Source organism: Pseudoalteromonas spongiae UST010723-006, assembly GCF_000238255.3.
In the GTDB taxonomy this organism is placed as follows: domain Bacteria; phylum Pseudomonadota; class Gammaproteobacteria; order Enterobacterales; family Alteromonadaceae; genus Pseudoalteromonas; species Pseudoalteromonas spongiae.
The window spans coordinates 1,126,833-1,146,206 of sequence record NZ_CP011039.1 but is presented as its reverse complement, the minus strand read 5'-3'; the positions used below and the strand labels follow the sequence as shown (position 1 = coordinate 1,146,206).

Sequence of the window (19,374 nt, the reverse complement as noted above, 5' to 3'; positions counted from 1 at the left end):
AAATTTAACTTATTTTGCGCTATATGCTTTGCGCCAAAGCCACTCTATTGGACCTGACTTGAAAAGTTTTAAATAGAAAAACGCAAATACCAGCTGAAAAACTGAGAACATTAAACACAAGTAGATATAGTCTAAACGCGTTGCACTATGCACAAATTCAGGTGAAAAGTAGCGAAAGAAGAGCGCAAAGACAATTGATTGCAAAATATAAAGCGTAAATGCCATACGTCCCGCAGGCGCAAAAATACTGTTTAATACGGTAAGCTTTTCATTTAGCTTAATAAAAACATGGCAATACATTAACGCACACACTAGTCCTGAAAATGTGGCAATGGACATAGTGAGCTCTACCAAGTGAACATAATTAACTCGCAATAGCGCATCGATGCTCGATATGGTTATCACCACCAATAAAGATGCAAGCAATTGCTTTGTTGATAAACCCGTATTGAAAAAATCGGCGCGATATAGATAAACACCAAACAGGACTATGCCTGCAGTAATCCAAATAAAACACACCCAGCTAAATACAAACATAATAATGGTAAACACAATTTGTTGAATTAATTGCTCGCCATAGCCTGATTGCCAGGTGTTAATAATTTCGAAGTATTCATCGCTATCGCGGTAGATGGGTTCGTTTGGGATTAACGCAAACAGTAATATTAATGAAAAGCCAATAGCAAAATAAGTTTTTGCTTTTTTTAAGAGCACTTCTTGGCTACTGCCTATTTCGCGATAAACAATCAACCCTGCTAGTGCGTAGTTAACCAAAATATCGCCAGAAAAAATAAACACGCTATGGATAAAGCCAAAAATAAGAAGCCAATTTAAACGCGACTTTAACAACGAAAAGGCATCGTCTTGACCATGCTTATCATACAAAATAGCTAAGCCTACACCGAACAATAAACAAAATAAGGCCCTAAAACGGCCATCAATAAAAAAGGCATTTATCACCTCAATCACATTATCGCTAAGCGGTGTAACTTGAAGCGGCACGTAACCTAATTCAAAAACGCTATGATAGTAAATATTCATAAACAGAATACCCAACACAGCAAAACCTCTCAGTACATCAAGCGTTTTAATACGTGGCATACATACAACCTACATTCGAGAAAACTAAAAACGCAGCCATAGTGAGCGTCAAGTAACTGTTGGTAAAGTTTTAAATGATAAACGGCGAGATTAAAGGATAACAATCACACACTCATAGCAATTCGTATTAAAACAATAATACGTAGTGATGTGCGAACTTCTCATATTTCCAATGGCGCGATGGAAACACCCTATGTTACCTGAACGCGGGTTAACAAACTTATTCGCCATTTGAAATCTATTAGCTTTAATAAAGGTGATTTATTCGCTCGGTTCAATTATTAGAGCAAGATAAAAAGCCGCTAATATGACATTTTTGTGGCAAGAATTAAAAACTGATCCTAGCATTATTGATAGTTAAATATCGTACTAAATTACGAGCAATTCTACTGATGAATAAGGAGTGTTCATGTCTATCAAACGATCATTTTTGTCACTATCGGCGTTAATTATTTTAGCGATGGCAGTAATGGCGAGTCTTATTTGGTATTCAACAAATCAAATGGCAGAACTCGGAAGCGAACTAGCGCTAAGTAAAGAGTTGAGCAACAACATGTTGATGTTGCGACGTCATGAAAAAGACTTTTTACTGCGTAAAAACGAAAAGTATGTTGATAAGTTTAATCAGCGCATTGTGTTAATTAAGCAAAATATCCATGCATTACACAACGCACTCGATACCATTCCATCGTTAAAGCTACAACTTAGCGATACTCACGATTTAATCGAGCAATACGAAACTCAGTTTCTTACCTTAGTGGCACTCGACAAGCGCATTGGTTTAACAAAAGATCAAGGATTGCGACAGGCATTCAATTTAGCCGAAACGCAATTAAAAGAAGCGGTGCTAACAACGGGCGACACCAATGCAATAAGCTCAATGGTACGGCTCGTACTACTTGAAAATGACTTTCAATCATCGTTAGATATTGCAGCCAAAAATCAAGCGCAAGAAAAACTAAGCACGGTCAAAACCTATCTCACTACTTATGACACCGTAAGCGCCACAGCCACCCTTGCAAACTTTGAAAATGCCGCAGCAAACCTTGCGGATGCGTTAAAACAGCGAGGTTTATCAGAAGAAGAAGGATTACGCGGTGCATTACGAGGCAGCATTCACCAAGTAGAATCAACGCTCAACCAATTAACAACGGGCATTAACGCTGAAATTTCCGACACATTGCAAGTCAGTAAAAAACAAGGCGCAATGGTGTCTGGACTTATCACAGTGGTTATTTCAATTATTTTATTGTGGCAAACCTATCGCATTATTCATCGCCTACACAGTGCCAATGAAAAAATGGCAGATATTAGCCACGGCAATGGCGATTTGACCCAACACATTGAGCTAGACGGTGAAGATGAATTGTCAGAGTTTACCGATAGCATTAACGAGTTTATTGATACCACAGCAGAAATAGTACGTGAAATTAAACATAAAGGTGAAGCCGTAGAAAAAGGCGCACACCACTCTGCCGAGTTAAGTTTACGTTCGCAAACCGCAATTGAAGATCAAAAAAATAATACGCTCGCAGTCAAACAAGCGGTGTCAGAACTGGTTAAAGCCGTTGAGCTCATTGCCCAAAGCAGTGTTGACGTAGAGGCAAGTGTAGAGCAAGCGGAACAAGATATGCGTGAAGGCACTGATGTAATGAGCCAAACACACACCAATATGGGATTGTTAAAGTCACAAGTAGAGTCCACCAGCGAGATTATGAGTGAATTAACCCTATCAAGTCGTGAAATAGAAGGGGTAACGAGCGTGATAAGTGATATCACTGAGCAAACCAACTTGCTCGCACTTAATGCCGCAATTGAAGCTGCACGTGCCGGCGAAACAGGCCGAGGATTTGCCGTTGTTGCCGATGAAGTGAGAACGCTTGCCAAACGCACACAGCAATCAACAGTAGAAATCGGAAAAATGATTAAAACATTGCAAGATCTAGTGGTTCGTTCTGAACAGGCAATGGAACAAAGTTTAAGTCTCACCAGTGAAATGAACGACTCTCTTGATACTGCGAGAGAAAGTATGGATCGCAATAAACAATCGCTCGATGCCATTCGGGATCGCGTTATTCAAATTGCAGGTGCCACACAAGAACAAATGTACACAGTGAAGGAAGTAGAAAGTGCCACTGAAAATATCTCTGTTTCGGCTGAACAATTGTTTATTGATTCATGCGAAAACAGTCAAAATTGTCATGCACTTGAAACCGATGCGCAAAATATGAAGCAAGATGTCGCGCGTTTTACCGTTTAGTTTCCCTTTGCAAGCAAACAAAAAAGGCGCACGTTAACGTGCGCCTTTTTTTAGATTTGGTAACGATTACTCGTCAGCCGCCTCAACCACAGATACACCTAGTTCAACCAGTGCATCTGGGTTTGCAACGCTTGGAGCGTTTGTTAATAAACATGATGCTTGCGTTGTTTTCGGGAACGCAATTACGTCACGGATATTTTCTGTGCCACATAGCAACATTACTAAACGGTCTAAACCAAATGCTAAACCTGCATGTGGTGGTGTACCGTACTTAAGTGCATCAAGTAAGAAGCCAAACTTGTCTTCTTGCTCTTGCGCTTCAATACCTAAGATGCGGAATGCCGCTTGTTGCATATCATTGTTATGAATACGAACAGAACCACCACCTACTTCGTAGCCATTAAGTACCATATCGTATGCATCTGAAATCGCTGCTGCTGGGTTTGCTTCTAGTTCAGCCGCAGAAACGTCTTTTGGTGCAGTAAACGGATGGTGAACCGCGTGCAGTGTACCTTCATCGTCTTCTTCAAACATTGGGAAATCAACAACCCAAAGTGGTGCCCACTTAGTTAGGTCAGTAATTTCAAGATCTAAACCAATTTTCAGACGAAGCGCGCCCATTGCTTCGTTAACAACATTGCGCTTGTCAGCACCAAATAAAATGATGTCGCCTGTTTGCGCATTAGTGCGCTCTAGTAATTGGCTGATCACCTCTTCATTTAAGAATTTAGCAATTGGTGATTGTACGCCTTCAACGCCAGCTGCAAGGTCGTTCACCTTCATCCATGCTAAGCCTTTCGCACCGTAAATGCCGATGAACTTAGTGTATTCATCAATTTGCTTACGTGAAAGCGATGCGCCACCTGGCACAGTAAGTACCGCTACGCGACCTTTTTCATCGTTAGCAGGACCTGAGAAAACTTTAAACTCAACGTCTTTAACTAAATCCGCAACATCAACTAATTCCATTGGGTTACGTAGATCTGGCTTATCTGAACCAAAACGGCGCATTGCATCTGCGTACGACATGGTTGGGAATGTACCTAGGTCAACGTTTAGTAGCTCTTGCCACATATCTTTGATCAGCTTTTCAGTCATTGCGCGCACTTCGTCAGAGCTCATAAATGACGTTTCTAAATCGATTTGAGTGAATTCAGGCTGACGGTCAGCACGTAAGTCTTCATCGCGGAAACACTTAACAATTTGATAGTAACGGTCAAAACCCGACATCATTAATAACTGTTTGAACAGCTGTGGTGACTGAGGTAATGCGTAAAAACTACCATTGTGTACACGGCTTGGTACTAAATAGTCACGTGCACCTTCAGGAGTCGCTTTAGTAAGTACAGGCGTTTCAATATCTAAGAAACCGTTATCGTCTAAGAAACGACGAACAAATGACGACGCTTTAGCACGTAACTTAATGCGCTCACTCATTTCAATACGACGAAGATCTAAATAGCGATACTTCAAACGCATTTCTTCAGAGTTTTGCTGATTAAAATCAAGTGGTAATGGCTCAGAACGGTTAATGATCTCTAACCCTTTACCTAAAATTTCAACTTCACCTGTCGCCATATCTTTGTTGATTTGGCTTTCTGGGCGAGCACGTACAATACCCGTTACTTTTACACAAAACTCGTTACGTAACTGGTTAGCGGTATCCATTAAGCCTTCAACGTCTGGATCAAATACCACTTGCACTAACCCTTCGCGGTCGCGTAAGTCGATAAAGATTAAGCCACCTAGGTCACGGCGTTTATTGATCCAACCACACAGTTCGACCGTTTGTTCTACGTTTGATTTATTTACTTGTCCGCAATATATAGAGCGCATATCTATCCTGTCCGTAAAAGACTTATCAATTTTTCGAGCACATAATCGGCTCGAAATTAGTCATCACTAAAAAATAAACGCCAATTATACTTAAGCGCTTTAAAATTGCGAGTGTAGAGAGTAAATTCCGTCTTTGATAAACTACAAAAATTGCTCATCAAATAATTTTCTAAATGCTGTATTTAGGTTGCCCACAGTGGTCCAGTAATCACTGGAAAGGTCGAGTGTTCACAAGCCACTGTAAAAATAGTGAAATGCTTACGCAATATGCTCAAATTTTTAATACTGTTGAGGGCAATACCAGCTTTTACGCCGACCCTACGCCAACAGCAATTAATAACTGGTATCAAAGCACTGGTGATGAATTTCGCTTTACCTTTAAAATACCGAAACGTATTTCGCATCAAATGGCGCTAGAAGGTATAAATCAAGACCTCAAAGATTGGCTCACCTTATTTGAACCCTTACTGCCAAAAATAGGTTCTGTAATGCTGCAATTGCCCAAATCATGTTCGCCCGCTTACATGCCACGAATTGAGCAATTTATTCAAATTTGGCCAAAGCACGTTCCATTATCCATTGAAGTAAGACACCTTGGCTTTTTCCAAAAAGACGACAATGAAAAGCGTTTTAATCAGCTACTCATGCGTCACAATGTTGACCGCATTATAATGGATACCCGAGCACTCTTTTCTGAGTCAGCAAATACAGATGCGATTATTGATGCGCAAAATAAAAAACCACGTGTGCCTGTCAATGTTATCGCAACCGGAGAAAAGCCGATTATACGTTTTGTTGGTTGTTCGACATTAAAAAATAACCATTCCTTTTATGCGCCTTGGGTCAAAAAAATAAAACAATGGCAAAGTGAAGGTAAAACACCGTATGTATTTTTTCATACTGCCGACAACCACGACTCAGCCCAACTTGCCCGTCAATTTTGCCAAGATGGTGGCTTTAACCACAATGTGTTAGCGCCTTTTCCTGCGCAAACAGAAGCAAAACAAAACGACTTATTTTAGGTATTTATGTCAGCAATCGATAAAACCTCACCGTACATGAATTACTTTAACGGTTACCCTGAGCCAATAAGAGCCCAGGTTAACACCATGATAAGCTCAGGAAAGTTAATACAATACTTTAAGAAAAAATACCCAAGCGGCCATCAATATAATTCTGAAAAAGCGCTTTATGAATATGCCAATACACTAAAACAACAGTTTTTGAAAAATGCCGCAAAGTTGGACTCGGTAAAGTATGAAAAGCGAAAAGACTTGGTGCTCAATGCACTTGGTACGCACACCTTTAAACGACACGCACACGGTAAAAAGCTTAAAGCTCAGCACCATATTGCGGTGGCAAATCAATTAAAATATGCGCCTTTAGAGGTTTTGAAAGCGTTAGTCGTTCATGAACTCGCGCATTTTAAAGAAAAAGACCATAACAAAAGCTTTTACAACTTATGCTGCCACATGCAAGCAAACTATTTTGAATGTGAATTGGATCTGCGCTTATTTATGGTGTTGTGTGAAAAAGGAGAGAATTTTTACTCTCCTTAACAGGGATGCTTCAAAAATTATTTAAAGCTAGCGATTTGGTCGCGCACAGCATTTACCGTTTTGTGCGCGTATGATTGGCCTGTTACGCCATACGGGTAACTACCAAGGCTCCAATTTGGGTTAGAAAAATAGTCGTACTGTGTTGCACTACCAAACACATGCGGATACGCCATAATTGAGGCAAATACATTTTGTACGCCATGACCCATGCCATCAACATATACGCCACCACGCGTATCACCTTGCTTACGTGAGTGCGCTAATCCCATATTGTGGCCAAGTTCATGAACAAAGGTCGTGGCACCACAATCTACCGCTGTAATGCTATACATTAGATCACTTGACGAATTGTATAAGCGACCGTTGCTGCCTTGACCAACCCACGCAATACCGCATGAAATTAAACCCGAATTATCACCAACGGCTTGACTAGTACCCAGTAATGCAACCATATCTGCACGTGTTTGATTACGGTAATTCTGAATGCTTGAACTATTTGTTAATGAACGTAGCATACCTTCTGTTGGCTGTGCGCTGACATTACCAATACTTGAAGAGCCTACTAAGCGTAACGTAATGTTATTGCTATTTTGGCTATACACCTGATTTGAAAACGAGATTAACTGGTTGATTTTGGTGTTAATATTCCCCGTTTTACGCGCTGCTTCATCTGTGTATAACACTGCAATATCAATTGTTGCTGCATAAGCGTTAGACGCAAGTAAGGCTGCCGCTACTGCAGCCGATTTAACCATTTTCTTCATTTTGATTTCCCTTTTAGATTGGCTTATTTGCCATTATCGACCACCGAAATGGGGTCACGATTATGTGATGACGTGTGGTCATCACTATCACCTTGGTTTGGCATATGCTCAACGTGATTTTTATAAAGATCACGTTTAGCGGCTATCCAACCATGCTGATTTTTAGATTCAAATGCATAGTTACCCGACGGTACTGTAAATTGGCCGTAAAGCGCGTCACTGCCAACCGTCAGCACGGTATTATGAAAACGCCCATCGCCTCCCACCACTAAGGCATGAACACTTTTATCCCCATTGGGAAAAACCGTTACCTTAGTGACTTCCGCTGAAAATTCTTCAGCCGTTTGTGGTATTGCCATATCAAACGTATTGCCCTCTTCAAGCGCCCGTAACGCGTCGAGATCAAATTCAACATAGTGCTCACCGTTTAAATCCGAAGGAATAAGCCCTGCATCGGCTAAATAATGTTTTGCCTCTGGCGACGATTTGATGATATTGCTGTAATGACTTTTTGCTTGCTCAGAATTATCGGCCCCTTGTGGCTTTGCTGGCTGAACTGTGATTTCTATTTCATCCGTGGTAACGTCTTTTCCTGCCCCTAAAGTGCCAGCGGCGAGCACTAATTCGCTTGGCTGTTCTGTGGCAACAACCACAGACTCAACTTGCTGAGCAGACTGCGTGTGCTCATCAGATATTCCGTATAAATAGGCAGCACCCACAACTAGAGACACAAGGATTAAAATCACGACTTTAATTTTCATAACTTACTTTTACATTTATCTATTTTGGGTACAAAATATTAAAGAAATGACCAATAAACAACCACCTGTTAACAGTTGTTTACTAAGTTTATTATGAGGAACAATGATTTAGCTGCAGATACAAAAAAGGCCTCACAAATGAGGCCTTAATAAACTGATAACAGGTTTTACAAACCAAGGTCTGCCATAAAGTCGTCATCAATATCATCGTTTGCCGATGATTTTACTTCCGCTTTTTTTGTTGGCTTTGCTTTTTCGTTGGCAATAATATCGTCTGGATCAACGGCTTCAGCAATATCAAAATCATGCAGTTTGATAAACTCGGTTTTATCCATTGCGAGTTCTAGGTAAAAGATATTTTGATCTTCTGTGGTAAACGTGACGCGGCGTGCTTGCGGTCTATCCATGGTGGTATCAACAGAGATTTGAACTTGTTTATTAATTGCCATCATTTTTGGCTGGTTCTGCGTAATGGATGTATGTAATTGCTCACGTACCTTGTTGGTAAAATCACCAACAACTTGGTTCATAAGTTCACCAAGTACATTTGATACGTCGTCTGATAAGTGGCTCTTAGCAATCTCACTCTCAGGCATGCCCATATTACGCATATAGTCGCCATAAATTTCCATCGCAGCTTGCGCGGTGAAGTTTTTCACAACCAGACCAGTAAAGCCACCGTCAAACAGCACAAAGCAGCCGATATCGGGGCGCATACAGGTGCGTGTTATTTTCTGCACCATGGCAGAATAGGCGATTTTATTGTTGGTTGCCGCCGACAACACTTCGGTTACGGATTTACACAAGGTCGCTAAAATATCTTCGGTACTAATTGTATTATTTTTTCTCATTCTTACTCTGCCTCAAACTGCAACTATATTGAGTATAGACAGCAAACTACACCTAATTAACAAAAGAGAAAACTAAATTTTACTAAAAACATCAAAATTTTAATTAATGATTGTGTGAAGGCACTGACTAATGACAAGAAAAAACGTAAAATATGCCGATTAAAAGCTTGAGAGATCACGCAAGTGAGTAAAGACAATATTTACGCAAACCAACAAGCGGTTAAAGATTTTACCTTTGATGAACGCGTTGTTGAGGTATTTCCAGACATGATCCAGCGCTCTGTGCCTGGCTACGCAACCATTGTAAGCACAATGGGCAAGCTTGCGGGACAATATGCGCAAAACAATTCCAATTTATATGATTTAGGCAGCTCGCTTGGCGCGGTAACGCTGAGCATGCGCCGTAATATCGATAAACAAAACTGCCAAATTATCGCGGTTGATAATTCTGCGGCAATGGTTGAGCGCTGCAAGCTTCACCTTGAGGGCTTCCGTTCAGATGTGCCTGTCACAGTTGAATTAGCCGATATCTACGAAATTGAAATAAGCAATGCATCTGTGGTGGCGCTCAACTTTACGTTGCAGTTTATTCCGCAGCCGCAGCGTTTTGCCTTGTTAGAAAAAATCTACCAAGGCTTAAAACCCGGTGGTGTGTTACTACTGAGTGAAAAAATTAAAGGTGAAAATACCTTAGTGGATGATTTGCTGATTGACCTTCACCACGATTTTAAACGTGCCAACGGTTACTCAGAGCTTGAAATAAGTCAAAAACGCAGCGCAATTGAAAATGTAATGCGCCCAGAAACACTCAATGCACATTTTGAGCGCCTATCAGAGATTGGCTTTCAACATACCCAAGTGTGGTATCAGTGTTTTAACTTCTGCTCAATGATTGCAATTAAATAATAGGTTTAGAAATGAATAACTGGTTTACTGACTTTTACGCAGCAATTGCAAAATCACCATTAAGTCATTGGTTAGAAACACTGCCAGCGCAGCTCAGCCACTGGCAACGCGAAGCGCAACATGGCGATTGGCCTAAATGGGAAAAAGTACTTAAAAATTTACCTGAGTCAAATACCAAGCACATTAATATTCAAGATAAAGTTGAGTTTGGCGACGCGTCGGAGCTAAGTGAAGGGCATACAAAACAGCTTGAGCATTTGCTAAAGCGCATGATGCCTTGGCGTAAAGGCCCCTTTACCATTCATGGCTTACATATTGATACTGAATGGCGCAGCGATTGGAAATGGGATCGTTTATTACCACATATTTCAGATCTTTCTAAACGCACTGTACTCGATATTGGTTGTGGCTCGGGTTATCACTTATGGCGTATGCGCGGCGCAGGTGCTGAGTTTGTTGTGGGTATTGACCCATCAGATCTGTTTTTAAGCCAATTCCAAGCGATTAAACACTTTAATCCAGACCCAAATGTACATCTTTTACCGTTAGGCGTAGAGCAATTACCTGAACTAAAAGCGTTTGATACGGTATTTTCGATGGGTGTGTTATATCACCGTCGCTCACCGATTGATTTCTTATCACAACTGAAAGCACAGTTACGCCCAGGCGGTGAGTTAGTGCTTGAAACCTTAGTGGTTGAAGGGGACGTTAATACCGTACTAATGCCAACTGACCGCTACGCAAAAATGCGTAATGTTTGGTACATCCCTAGCACCGCTGCATTAACCTTGTGGTTAGAGCGCGTTGGTTTTAAAAATGTACGTGTGGTTGACAATGACCAAACGTCACTTGAAGAACAGCGTAAAACCGATTGGATGACCACAGAGTCACTGGCGGATTTTCTTGATCCAAACGATGTAAATAAAACCATCGAGGGCTACCCTGCTCCGCTTCGTGCCATCTTAATTGCCGAAGCCTAAGCGTCTTCACACTCTAAGTTACTCTCAAGCAAGCGATTATTTGTTTGCTTGAGAACCACACCCTACACTTCTTTAAACTTCTTGGACAAATGTCCTCATCCAGTTGCAATAAATGTGGTAGCAACGCACGAAATCAGGTAAAATGCGCGCAATTTTTTATGCAACCCACATGCAACCGTTAAGGAATTTCCGTGAGCGAACAGAAACAATCTTTAAGCTATAAAGATGCAGGCGTAGATATCGACGCTGGTAACGCATTAGTTGAACGTATCAAAGGCGTAGTTAAAAAAACTCGTCGTCCAGAAGTAATGGGCGGCATTGGTGGTTTTGGCGCACTTTGTGAACTACCAACTGGCTACAAAGAACCAGTACTTGTTGCAGGTACCGACGGTGTTGGTACTAAATTACGTTTAGCAATTGACCTTAAAAAGCACGATACCGTTGGTATCGACTTAGTTGCTATGTGTGTGAACGATTTAATCGTTCAAGGTGCTGAGCCACTATTTTTCTTAGATTACTACGCAACTGGTAAACTAGACGTTGATGTTGCTGCTGACGTAGTAACGGGCATTGGTAAAGGTTGTGAGCTTTCTGGCTGTGCACTTATCGGTGGTGAAACTGCTGAAATGCCTGGCATGTACGAAGGTGACGACTACGATATGGCTGGTTTCTGTACCGGTGTTGTTGAGAAATCAAAAATCATCGACGGCACTAAAGTAGCAGAAGGCGACCAACTAATCGCGCTTGCATCAAGCGGTCCACACTCAAACGGTTATTCATTAATCCGTAAAGTACTTGAAGTGTCTGGTGCTGATACAAATGCTGAGTTTGAAGGCAAAACATTAGGCGAACACCTAATGGAACCAACACGTATTTACGTTAAATCAATTTTAGAACTTCTAAAAGATGTTGACGTTCACGCGCTATCACACATCACAGGCGGTGGTTTCTGGGAAAACATTCCACGTGTATTACCTGAGTCTGCAAAAGCAGTGGTTAAAGGTGATAGCTGGCAATGGCCTGCTGTTTTCAACTGGTTACAAGAAAACGGTAACATTGAAACACACGAAATGTACCGTACGTTTAACTGTGGTGTTGGTATGATTTTAGTCGTGCCTGCAGATAAACTTGAGCAAAGCTTAGAAATCTTAAAGGCACAAGGCGAAGATGCATGGCACATTGGTGAAATCCAAGCTGCTAGCCAAGGCGAAGAGCAAGTAGAAATTATCTAATGACTAGCAAAATTGTCGTTTTAATTTCTGGTAGCGGCTCGAATCTTCAAGCCATTATTGATGCGGTAAAAGCGGGTCAAATTAATGGTGAAATCTGTGCGGTTATTTCTAACCGCCCAGATGCTTATGGCCTTACCCGCGCTGAAAATGCCGGCATCGAAACGCTTGTGCTTGACCATAAAGCATTTGATAGCCGTGAAGACTATGATGCAGCGTTAATGGATAAAATTGACGCTTTTAGTCCAGATCTAGTTGTATTAGCTGGTTTTATGCGTATCCTAACTCCAAGCTTAGTGCAAAATTATTTAGGAAGAATGTTGAACATTCATCCGTCTTTGTTGCCTAAGTACCAGGGTCTGAATACCCACCAAAGAGCATTGGACGCAAAAGACAAAGAGCATGGAGTTAGCGTACACTTCGTTACCGAAGAGTTAGACGGCGGTCCTGTTGTTTTGCAGGCCAAAGTTGCTATTGAGTCGGACGATACAGCGCAAACGTTAGCCCAACGTGTTCACCAACAAGAGCACATTATTTATCCTTTGGTGGTTCAGTGGTTCTGTGAAAAACGACTAACAATGGAAACAGATAATGCAGTTCTTGATGGCCAAGTTCTTCCAAAGCAAGGCGCTACAATCTAAATTTCTTATGGGTGCGGTACTTACCAGCGCCCTTTTCTCGCCATTTATTTCGGCAACACCAACACAACTTCATTCATATCAAGCTGAATACGATATTCTACGCCAAGGTGAACGTCATGGCAGCGCATTTCGCCGCCTAAATGTGTCTGAGCAAGGCTGTGAGTTAAGTTATAAAAGCGATATCAAATGGATGATTTTCAATGATAAACGCTCCGAACACGCCGAGTTTTATTGTGCGAATGGTGATATAAAGCCATTAAGCTACGTGATGGAACGTACCGGAACGGGCCCAGATCGCAAGTACACATTAAATTTCAATCACGACAAAAAGCAAGTGATGTCGAATCGCTCAAAGTACCCGCTTGAAATTAACTGGGAAACTGGCGTGCAAGATTTAATGACTTATCAAGCGAAAATGCGCTTGGATTTAATGGCAGGGAAAAAAGTATTTGATTACCCTATCGTCGATAAAAAGGGGAAAGCTCGCCACTATAAGTTTGAAATATTAGGCACAGAAACCATTACACTGCCTTATGGTAATGTCGAAACAATCAAAGCTAAACGCGTTTACAACAGCGATAAACGCCAAGCCTTAGCATGGTTTGCGCCAAGCATGGATTACCTGTTAGTACGCATGTGGAAAGGTGAAAAAGGCGTTGAGCAATTTGATGTGCAACTAAAGAGTTACGAAGTAATAAAATAACTTAAATCAATTTAATACTGTAAAAAGCAGCGACCATTCGCTGCTTTTTTAATTCATTTATTTCGATTAAAAAACGACGCAGTGAATAACGTGTGTTCATCGACAAAATGAGAATCAATAGAGACTATACTGGCACGCCTAGCTTAAATAATACAAACTCACCACCGCTCATTTTGTGCCACGATTCATTATTGGTAAGTGGCCTGGTTGCGATAACCGTTACGATGTCATTTGGTGTGGTTTCTGTTTTAAAATCAACAATCATATCTGCATCAATTAAACGCGCTTCGCCAAACGGTGCTTTACGCGTGATCCAATGTAAATTGTTCGAGCACACCGCTAATACGTATACACCATCACTGAGTAGCATGTTAAACACGCCTTTTTGTTGCAACTGAATTGCTAATTTTGCTGCATAACGAAAAACCGGTTTCATATCACTTGGCTTCTTCGGGTATTTTTTACGAATTTCATCTAAAATCCAGCAAAACGCCAACTCACTGTCAGTATTGCCCACAGGTTTGTAAAAGTCAGGCTTTAAATCTTGATAATTCGAAAGTTGTCCGTTGTGCGCATAAGTGATCTCTCTGCCCCATAACTCCCGCGTAAACGGATGCGTATTTTCAAGACACACACGACCGCGATTGCCCTGACGAATATGACTTATTACCGAACAACTTTTAATTGGGTAGGCTTTTACTAATTTGGCAATCTCAGACGTGCAACTAGGTTCAGAATCTTTAAAAGTACGACAGCCCTTACCTTCATAAAAAGTAATGCCCCAACCATCTTTATGCGGCCCTGTATTACCGCCACGCTCTAATAAACCTGAAAAGCTAAAACAAATATCCGTTGGCACATTCGCTGACATGCCGAGCAATTCACACATTGCACAACCCCATAATAAATTTAGTTAATTCTAACCATAATCTAAACTGAGTTAAAGTAATCTAAAGGCTATCTATTAGAGATTATCGAGTACTTTTTGTTGTTGTTTTGCGCGCATTTCAAGTTGCTTTTTTGCAAACTCTGCATCTGTTTTAAGTGTACTAACGCGCTCGAGATAACTTTTATCGGTATCATTTTTTTTGCGCGTTTGATTACCTGGCAACTGTGTCTCGGGCCATTCAACTTTTTCGGCAGGTAGCACCGTAAGCTCAGGTAGTTCGGCTTGCTTAGCGCCTTCTATCGGCATATCTGAATAATGTGTAACGCCTTTTTTATCAACCCACATATACACATCCACCTGCTTTTCCTGCGTAGTGCTGATGTTTGGCAATTCAATATCATTTGGAATAATTGTTTTAACACGCTTTACTGAATCCAGTAGATCATTTACAGAAAATACAGTTTCACCGTTTGGTAGTTTAATAACAAACAGCCCAATAATTGCGATTGCTAATAGCGTAAATACATAATAACTAAATCGTTTCATCTTCAAGCTCTCGGTATTCAAGCATTGCTTTATTATCAAGAAATAAAAACCCACCCCACGTAAACAAACTCGTGACCAAAGCAATTAATACTGTTGACGCTTCTCTTGGCAGTGAAAGTAGAACAAAGTATGCAGGTATAGATAACAAACAAAATACTGAAACTTCGCTAATTTTTAATATTTTTGAGAGAAACCAAATGGCGGCCGCTGAAATTACCGCGCCAAACAACATACCAAATGCATAAGACATCAAACCATTTGCGTGCATATAATTTCCTAATGGCAAATCAGTATAGCCAAGAACAAAAGCCACTATTAGCAAAATACTTGCGATACCAATAAATAAGCCAAGTGCATATTTAATTGAAATGAACGCTGATGAATTAATCTTGTCATGGATGACCGAAAGCATGTTAATTCCTTTTAAACACAAATAGATAAGTTTACTGACAAAATACTAACAATTATTTTATGAAAGCCATAGCTATTTCATGTGGTTAGCTATAATTAATAGACTGCTTGAGTGCACATTTGTACGCTCAAAAAACCAATAATTTGTCTTGAATCTCTTGTACTGAAAAGCTAATCTTAAAGAGAATCTGGTCAGACCTCTTACAAGGATAATAACTATGACTGCTTTATTCGTACTCGGCTTGCTTGGTTGCTTAGCGATTGCTAGCTACCACAGAGCAAACTGGCATACCCATTTAACCGTTGCCGCTGCGGTATTGGTGATTGGCTCATTTATGGGCGCTTTCGCTATGATCAGCTGGCTAATTTTCTTAGCAATTGCAATTCCATTGTCGGTGACAAGCATCCGTCGCCAATACATTGTTGAGCCTATTTTCAAAGCATTTAAAAAAGTGACGCCAAGCATGAGCGACACAGAAAAATCAGCGATTGATGCAGGTACAACATGGTGGGAAGCAGACCTATTTTGCGGTAACCCAAACTGGAAAAAAATGCACCAGTACCCAGTTCCGCGTTTAACTGCCGAAGAACAGGCATTTATCGATGGCCCCGTAGAAGAAGTGTGCGCCATGTTAGATGACTGGGAAGCAACCCATGAACTAACCGACTTACCGCAAGATGTTTGGCAGTATCTAAAAGATAATAAATTCTTTGCCATGATCATCAAAAAGCAATATGGCGGTCTAGAATTCTCTGCATTTGCACAATCGTGTGTGCTGCAAAAACTAACTTCTAAATCAACGCTATTATCGTCTATCGTTGGTGTACCTAATTCATTAGGTCCAGGTGAACTATTACAACACTATGGAACTAAAGAACAAAAAGACCACTACTTACCAGGTCTTGCTAAAGGCGATGAAATTCCATGTTTTGCACTTACTTCACCAGAAGCAGGTTCTGACGCGAGCTCAATCCCTGATTTTGGTATTGTGTGTAAAGGTGAATGGAACGGTGAAGAAGTGTTAGGTATGCGCCTAACGTGGAACAAGCGTTATATTACACTCGCGCCAGTTGCAACTGTGCTTGGTCTTGCATTTAAACTACGTGACCCTGATGGATTACTAGGTGATAAAGAAGATTTAGGCATCACTTGTGCCCTTATTCCGACAAACACACCTGGCGTTAAAATTGGTCGCCGTCACTTTCCGCTTAATGTACCGTTCCAAAATGGTCCGACGCAAGGTGAAGAGGTATTTGTACCAATTGATTACATCATCGGTGGCGCAAAAATGGCTGGTCAAGGCTGGCGTATGCTGGTTGAGTGTTTATCAGTTGGTCGTGCAATTACACTACCTTCAAACTCAGCAGGTGGTATTAAAGCGCTAGCAATCGCAAGTGGTGCGTACAGCCGTATTCGTCGTCAGTTCCGTTTACCAATTGGTAAAATGGAAGGTATCGAAGAGCCATTAGCAAAACTTGGTGGTTATGCTTACAGCTCAGATGCTGCAGTTTCTATGTCTACAGGTGCAGTTGACCTTGGTGAAAAACCATCAGTAATCTCTGCTATTTTAAAATATCACCTTACAGAGCAAATGCGTGATTCAACCAAACACGCTATGGATATTCACGGCGGTAAAGGCATTTGTTTAGGTCCAAATAACTACCTAGGTCGTGGTTATCAAGGTGCGCCAATTGCCATTACTGTAGAAGGTGCGAACATCCTAACGCGTAATATGATTATCTATGGTCAAGGCGCGATTCGTTGTCATCCGTTTGTGTTATCTGAGCTCGAAGCATGTAACATTGAAGACAAAGAAGCAGCACTTGCGCAGTTTGATAAGTCACTTATGGGCCACATTGGCTTTACCATTTCGAACTTTGCACGTACTGTTTGGCTTGCCCTAACAGGCGCACGCTTTACTAAAACACCATACGATGATGAAACAGCATTGTTTTACCGTACTGCAACACGTTACAGTGCATCCCTTGCGCTAATGTCTGATATTTGTATGGCCGTTTTTGGTGGCTCACTGAAGCGTAAAGAGCGTATTTCAGCACGTTTAGGTGACTTACTAAGCTACCTATATCTAGTGTCAGCAACACTTAAGCGTTACAACGATGAAGGTCGCCGTAAAGAAGACTTCGCACTTGTTCAGTGGAGCTGTCAAGACCACTTATACCTTTGCCAACGCGCACTTGCTGATCTTATCAACAACATGCCATTTGCACCGCTTCGTGGTTTCTTAAAGCTAGTACTGTTCCCTTGGGGTCGTCCAATTCGCAAACCAACCGACGAATTAGAGCAAAAAGTAGCACGTTTACTGCAGACGCCAAGCGAAACGCGCGACCGTTTAGCACATAATATTTATGTTACTAACGAGCCATTAAACTTAATTGGTCGCCAAGAGCAAACGCTAAAAGACATTCTTGCTGTTGAACCTATCTTCGACAAAGTATGTCGTGCTAAAGGCGATAAGCTGCCATTCTTTGCCCTTGATAAAGTGGCAGAGATGGGACTTGAACTCGGTGCAATTACAAGTGATGAAGCTGAGCAATTAAAAGCCGCTGAAGTTGGCCGTTTACAAGTTATCAATGTAGATGATTTTGACCCTGCAGATTTACTGGCAGGCAAAGCAGCCCACTCTGTAAAAAAGGTAAAAGCTGCTTAAGCATTGCTTAACAATTTGATTGTGTTATAAAAAGCCAGCATTAGCTGGCTTTTTTATGCCCTACTGAAAATAAGAATGAAAGGAATCAGAGTGAAAAAAATTGTATTCATAATAGCTTCTGTTTTAGCTTTATGTATTTTTTATATTTTATTTGGCGCTAACCTAGCGCAACCCGAATCTTCAATACAGATAGTGTCGAAAAGTAAAACAAACACTGAAAATAGATTCTTTCAAAATAATGATCAGAATGTTTCCCAATTACCCAAGAAAGAATTAATAAGTTCCCACACTGAAGCTAAAACAGAATCTCATACAAAAGATCATAAGATTGCCACATGTGACAAAGAGCCTAACTTCGATATCTATAGTTATTTTGCAACAAAGCACAAGTCAGAGGTTAATATCTTCGATGAAAATTATTTCAGCAAGTTTCTTAAAGATAATGCTGTCACATTAGAAAGTAAAACCACTGAAGCGCTCTATTCTTTAGCTATGAATTCAGATTTAATCAGTTCGTTACTTTCTTTATTTCAAGATTTTCCCGATAACAAACTGATTGCTTATCACGTGTTAGTTGCGTGCAAAAAACAAAAATGTGATGAAAAACTTATTACGAACGCACTTTATACTGACAGACATAATGGTGCGAGCTGGCTTGCATACGCGAATCTAATTCACAATGAAACTTCGCCTGAAGACACAATTGATGCATTCATAAATGCAGCTAACGCACCAACTTACACAGAATATTGGTCAGAAAGCTTTACCTTAGTTGAAGAAACCCTTAATCAATTAGGAATTAATACTGATTACTCTCCTATGCTAGCTATATCTATTTCTTCAGCATTCCCCCTTCCTAGTTTTCAGGTGATTAATAAAATTTGTCAGGATGCACAGTCAAACGACATAAAATTAATTGATGCCTGTATTAATCTAGGTAAACAACTTGAGCAAAGCCAAAGTACACTTATTTCTGCTGCAATTGGCATCGGTTTGCAAAGAAATATCTATGAAAAATTAGGTGATGAAAATGCACTTAGTTTTTTAAAAGAAAAGTCGCAAGAGTTTAATTTACAGCTTCAGCAAGGAGCCAAAGCTTCACAACTAGTATTACGAAATAAACAACAAGCTCTTGCCTATTTTGAACATTTAAAAAATAGCAGTGAAGTCGAAACAAATACCTATATTATCCACCAAGCAATAGCGCTTAGTAATCAACCACACTTAGATCCTTGTGAAATTAACTGGTGATTGAATCTAGCTTCCAT

Annotated in this window: 18 protein-coding genes; 10 read left to right on the top strand and 8 right to left on the bottom strand. The window is 40.7% G+C overall.

All coding sequences use genetic code 11. The features are described 5' to 3' along the window. Positions 1-9: 9 nt before the first annotated feature. Positions 10-1,101 carry a DUF418 domain-containing protein gene (locus PSPO_RS05415; protein WP_010560444.1) on the bottom strand — a complete coding sequence of 364 codons (1,092 nt, stop codon included), beginning with the start codon at positions 1,099-1,101 and terminating at the stop codon, positions 10-12. A gap of 409 nt (positions 1,102-1,510) precedes the next feature. Between PSPO_RS05415 and PSPO_RS05410 the strand changes: the two genes are divergently transcribed. Beyond that, positions 1,511-3,361, top strand: coding sequence for a methyl-accepting chemotaxis protein (locus PSPO_RS05410; RefSeq protein ID WP_010560445.1), 1,851 nt, complete (start codon positions 1,511-1,513; stop codon positions 3,359-3,361). Between the two features lie 66 nt (positions 3,362-3,427). Here the strand turns inward: PSPO_RS05410 and aspS are convergent, their stop codons facing one another. Beyond that, positions 3,428-5,197, bottom strand: coding sequence for an aspartate--tRNA ligase (gene aspS / locus PSPO_RS05405; RefSeq protein WP_010560446.1), 1,770 nt, complete (start codon positions 5,195-5,197; stop codon positions 3,428-3,430). Positions 5,198-5,370: 173 nt separating this feature from the next. On the opposite strand from aspS, the gene PSPO_RS05400 reads away from it, so the two are divergent. After that, a complete protein-coding gene (locus PSPO_RS05400) occupies positions 5,371-6,219 on the top strand; it encodes a DUF72 domain-containing protein (protein WP_040642473.1) in 849 nt (282 codons plus the stop codon). 6 nt (positions 6,220-6,225) lie between these two features. Beyond that, positions 6,226-6,756: a M48 metallopeptidase family protein gene (locus PSPO_RS05395; protein ID WP_010560448.1), complete on the top strand. Its 531-nt coding sequence runs from the start codon at positions 6,226-6,228 to the stop codon at positions 6,754-6,756. A 17-nt stretch (positions 6,757-6,773) separates the two neighbouring features. Here the strand turns inward: PSPO_RS05395 and PSPO_RS05390 are convergent, their stop codons facing one another. The 3 genes from PSPO_RS05390 to PSPO_RS05380 form a co-directional block, all read right to left on the bottom strand. Then, positions 6,774-7,520 (bottom strand): zinc-dependent metalloprotease family protein, encoded by a 747-nt coding sequence (locus tag PSPO_RS05390; protein WP_010560449.1) that lies wholly within the window; start codon positions 7,518-7,520, stop codon positions 6,774-6,776. Between the two features lie 23 nt (positions 7,521-7,543). Beyond that, a complete protein-coding gene (locus PSPO_RS05385) occupies positions 7,544-8,281 on the bottom strand; it encodes a hypothetical protein (protein ID WP_010560450.1) in 738 nt (245 codons plus the stop codon). Positions 8,282-8,448: 167 nt separating this feature from the next. Beyond that, positions 8,449-9,132: a DUF3334 family protein gene (locus PSPO_RS05380; protein WP_010560451.1), complete on the bottom strand. Its 684-nt coding sequence runs from the start codon at positions 9,130-9,132 to the stop codon at positions 8,449-8,451. A 183-nt stretch (positions 9,133-9,315) separates the two neighbouring features. On the opposite strand from PSPO_RS05380, the gene cmoA reads away from it, so the two are divergent. The 5 genes from cmoA (at position 9,316) to PSPO_RS05355 (ending at position 13,591) form a co-directional block, all read left to right on the top strand. After that, on the top strand, positions 9,316-10,038 hold the full coding sequence (cmoA, locus tag PSPO_RS05375; protein ID WP_010560452.1) for a carboxy-S-adenosyl-L-methionine synthase CmoA: 723 nt from the start codon (positions 9,316-9,318) through the stop codon (positions 10,036-10,038). Between the two features lie 11 nt (positions 10,039-10,049). After that, positions 10,050-11,018, top strand: a complete 969-nt coding sequence (gene cmoB, locus PSPO_RS05370; RefSeq protein ID WP_010560453.1) for a tRNA 5-methoxyuridine(34)/uridine 5-oxyacetic acid(34) synthase CmoB — start codon at positions 10,050-10,052, stop codon at positions 11,016-11,018. 191 nt (positions 11,019-11,209) lie between these two features. Continuing rightward, positions 11,210-12,250 (top strand): phosphoribosylformylglycinamidine cyclo-ligase, encoded by a 1,041-nt coding sequence (gene purM / locus PSPO_RS05365; RefSeq protein ID WP_010560454.1) that lies wholly within the window; start codon positions 11,210-11,212, stop codon positions 12,248-12,250. Further along, positions 12,250-12,888 (top strand): phosphoribosylglycinamide formyltransferase, encoded by a 639-nt coding sequence (gene purN, locus PSPO_RS05360; RefSeq protein WP_010560455.1) that lies wholly within the window; start codon positions 12,250-12,252, stop codon positions 12,886-12,888. The genes purM and purN overlap by 1 nt, the downstream gene beginning before the upstream one ends. Next, positions 12,839-13,591 (top strand): DUF3108 domain-containing protein, encoded by a 753-nt coding sequence (locus tag PSPO_RS05355; protein WP_148665228.1) that lies wholly within the window; start codon positions 12,839-12,841, stop codon positions 13,589-13,591. The genes purN and PSPO_RS05355 overlap by 50 nt, the downstream gene beginning before the upstream one ends. A gap of 124 nt (positions 13,592-13,715) precedes the next feature. Here PSPO_RS05355 and PSPO_RS05350 read toward each other — a convergent pair whose 3' ends face one another. The 3 genes from PSPO_RS05350 to PSPO_RS05340 form a co-directional block, all read right to left on the bottom strand. Continuing rightward, a complete protein-coding gene (locus PSPO_RS05350; RefSeq protein WP_010560457.1) occupies positions 13,716-14,480 on the bottom strand; it encodes a class II glutamine amidotransferase in 765 nt (254 codons plus the stop codon). Between the two features lie 75 nt (positions 14,481-14,555). Then, on the bottom strand, positions 14,556-15,026 hold the full coding sequence (locus PSPO_RS05345; protein ID WP_021033070.1) for a DUF4124 domain-containing protein: 471 nt from the start codon (positions 15,024-15,026) through the stop codon (positions 14,556-14,558). Further along, positions 15,013-15,438 (bottom strand): hypothetical protein, encoded by a 426-nt coding sequence (locus tag PSPO_RS05340; protein ID WP_010560459.1) that lies wholly within the window; start codon positions 15,436-15,438, stop codon positions 15,013-15,015. Before PSPO_RS05340 ends, PSPO_RS05345 begins: the two co-directional genes overlap by 14 nt. 217 nt (positions 15,439-15,655) lie before the next feature. Here PSPO_RS05340 and fadE point away from each other — a divergent pair, with 217 nt between their 5' ends. Together fadE and PSPO_RS05330 are read left to right on the top strand one after the other, a co-directional pair. Further along, entirely contained in the window at positions 15,656-18,106 is a 2,451-nt protein-coding gene (fadE, locus tag PSPO_RS05335; RefSeq protein WP_010560460.1) for an acyl-CoA dehydrogenase FadE, read from the top strand. A 90-nt stretch (positions 18,107-18,196) separates the two neighbouring features. After that, positions 18,197-19,357: a hypothetical protein gene (locus tag PSPO_RS05330; protein ID WP_010560461.1), complete on the top strand. Its 1,161-nt coding sequence runs from the start codon at positions 18,197-18,199 to the stop codon at positions 19,355-19,357. Positions 19,358-19,374: the final 17 nt, after the last annotated feature.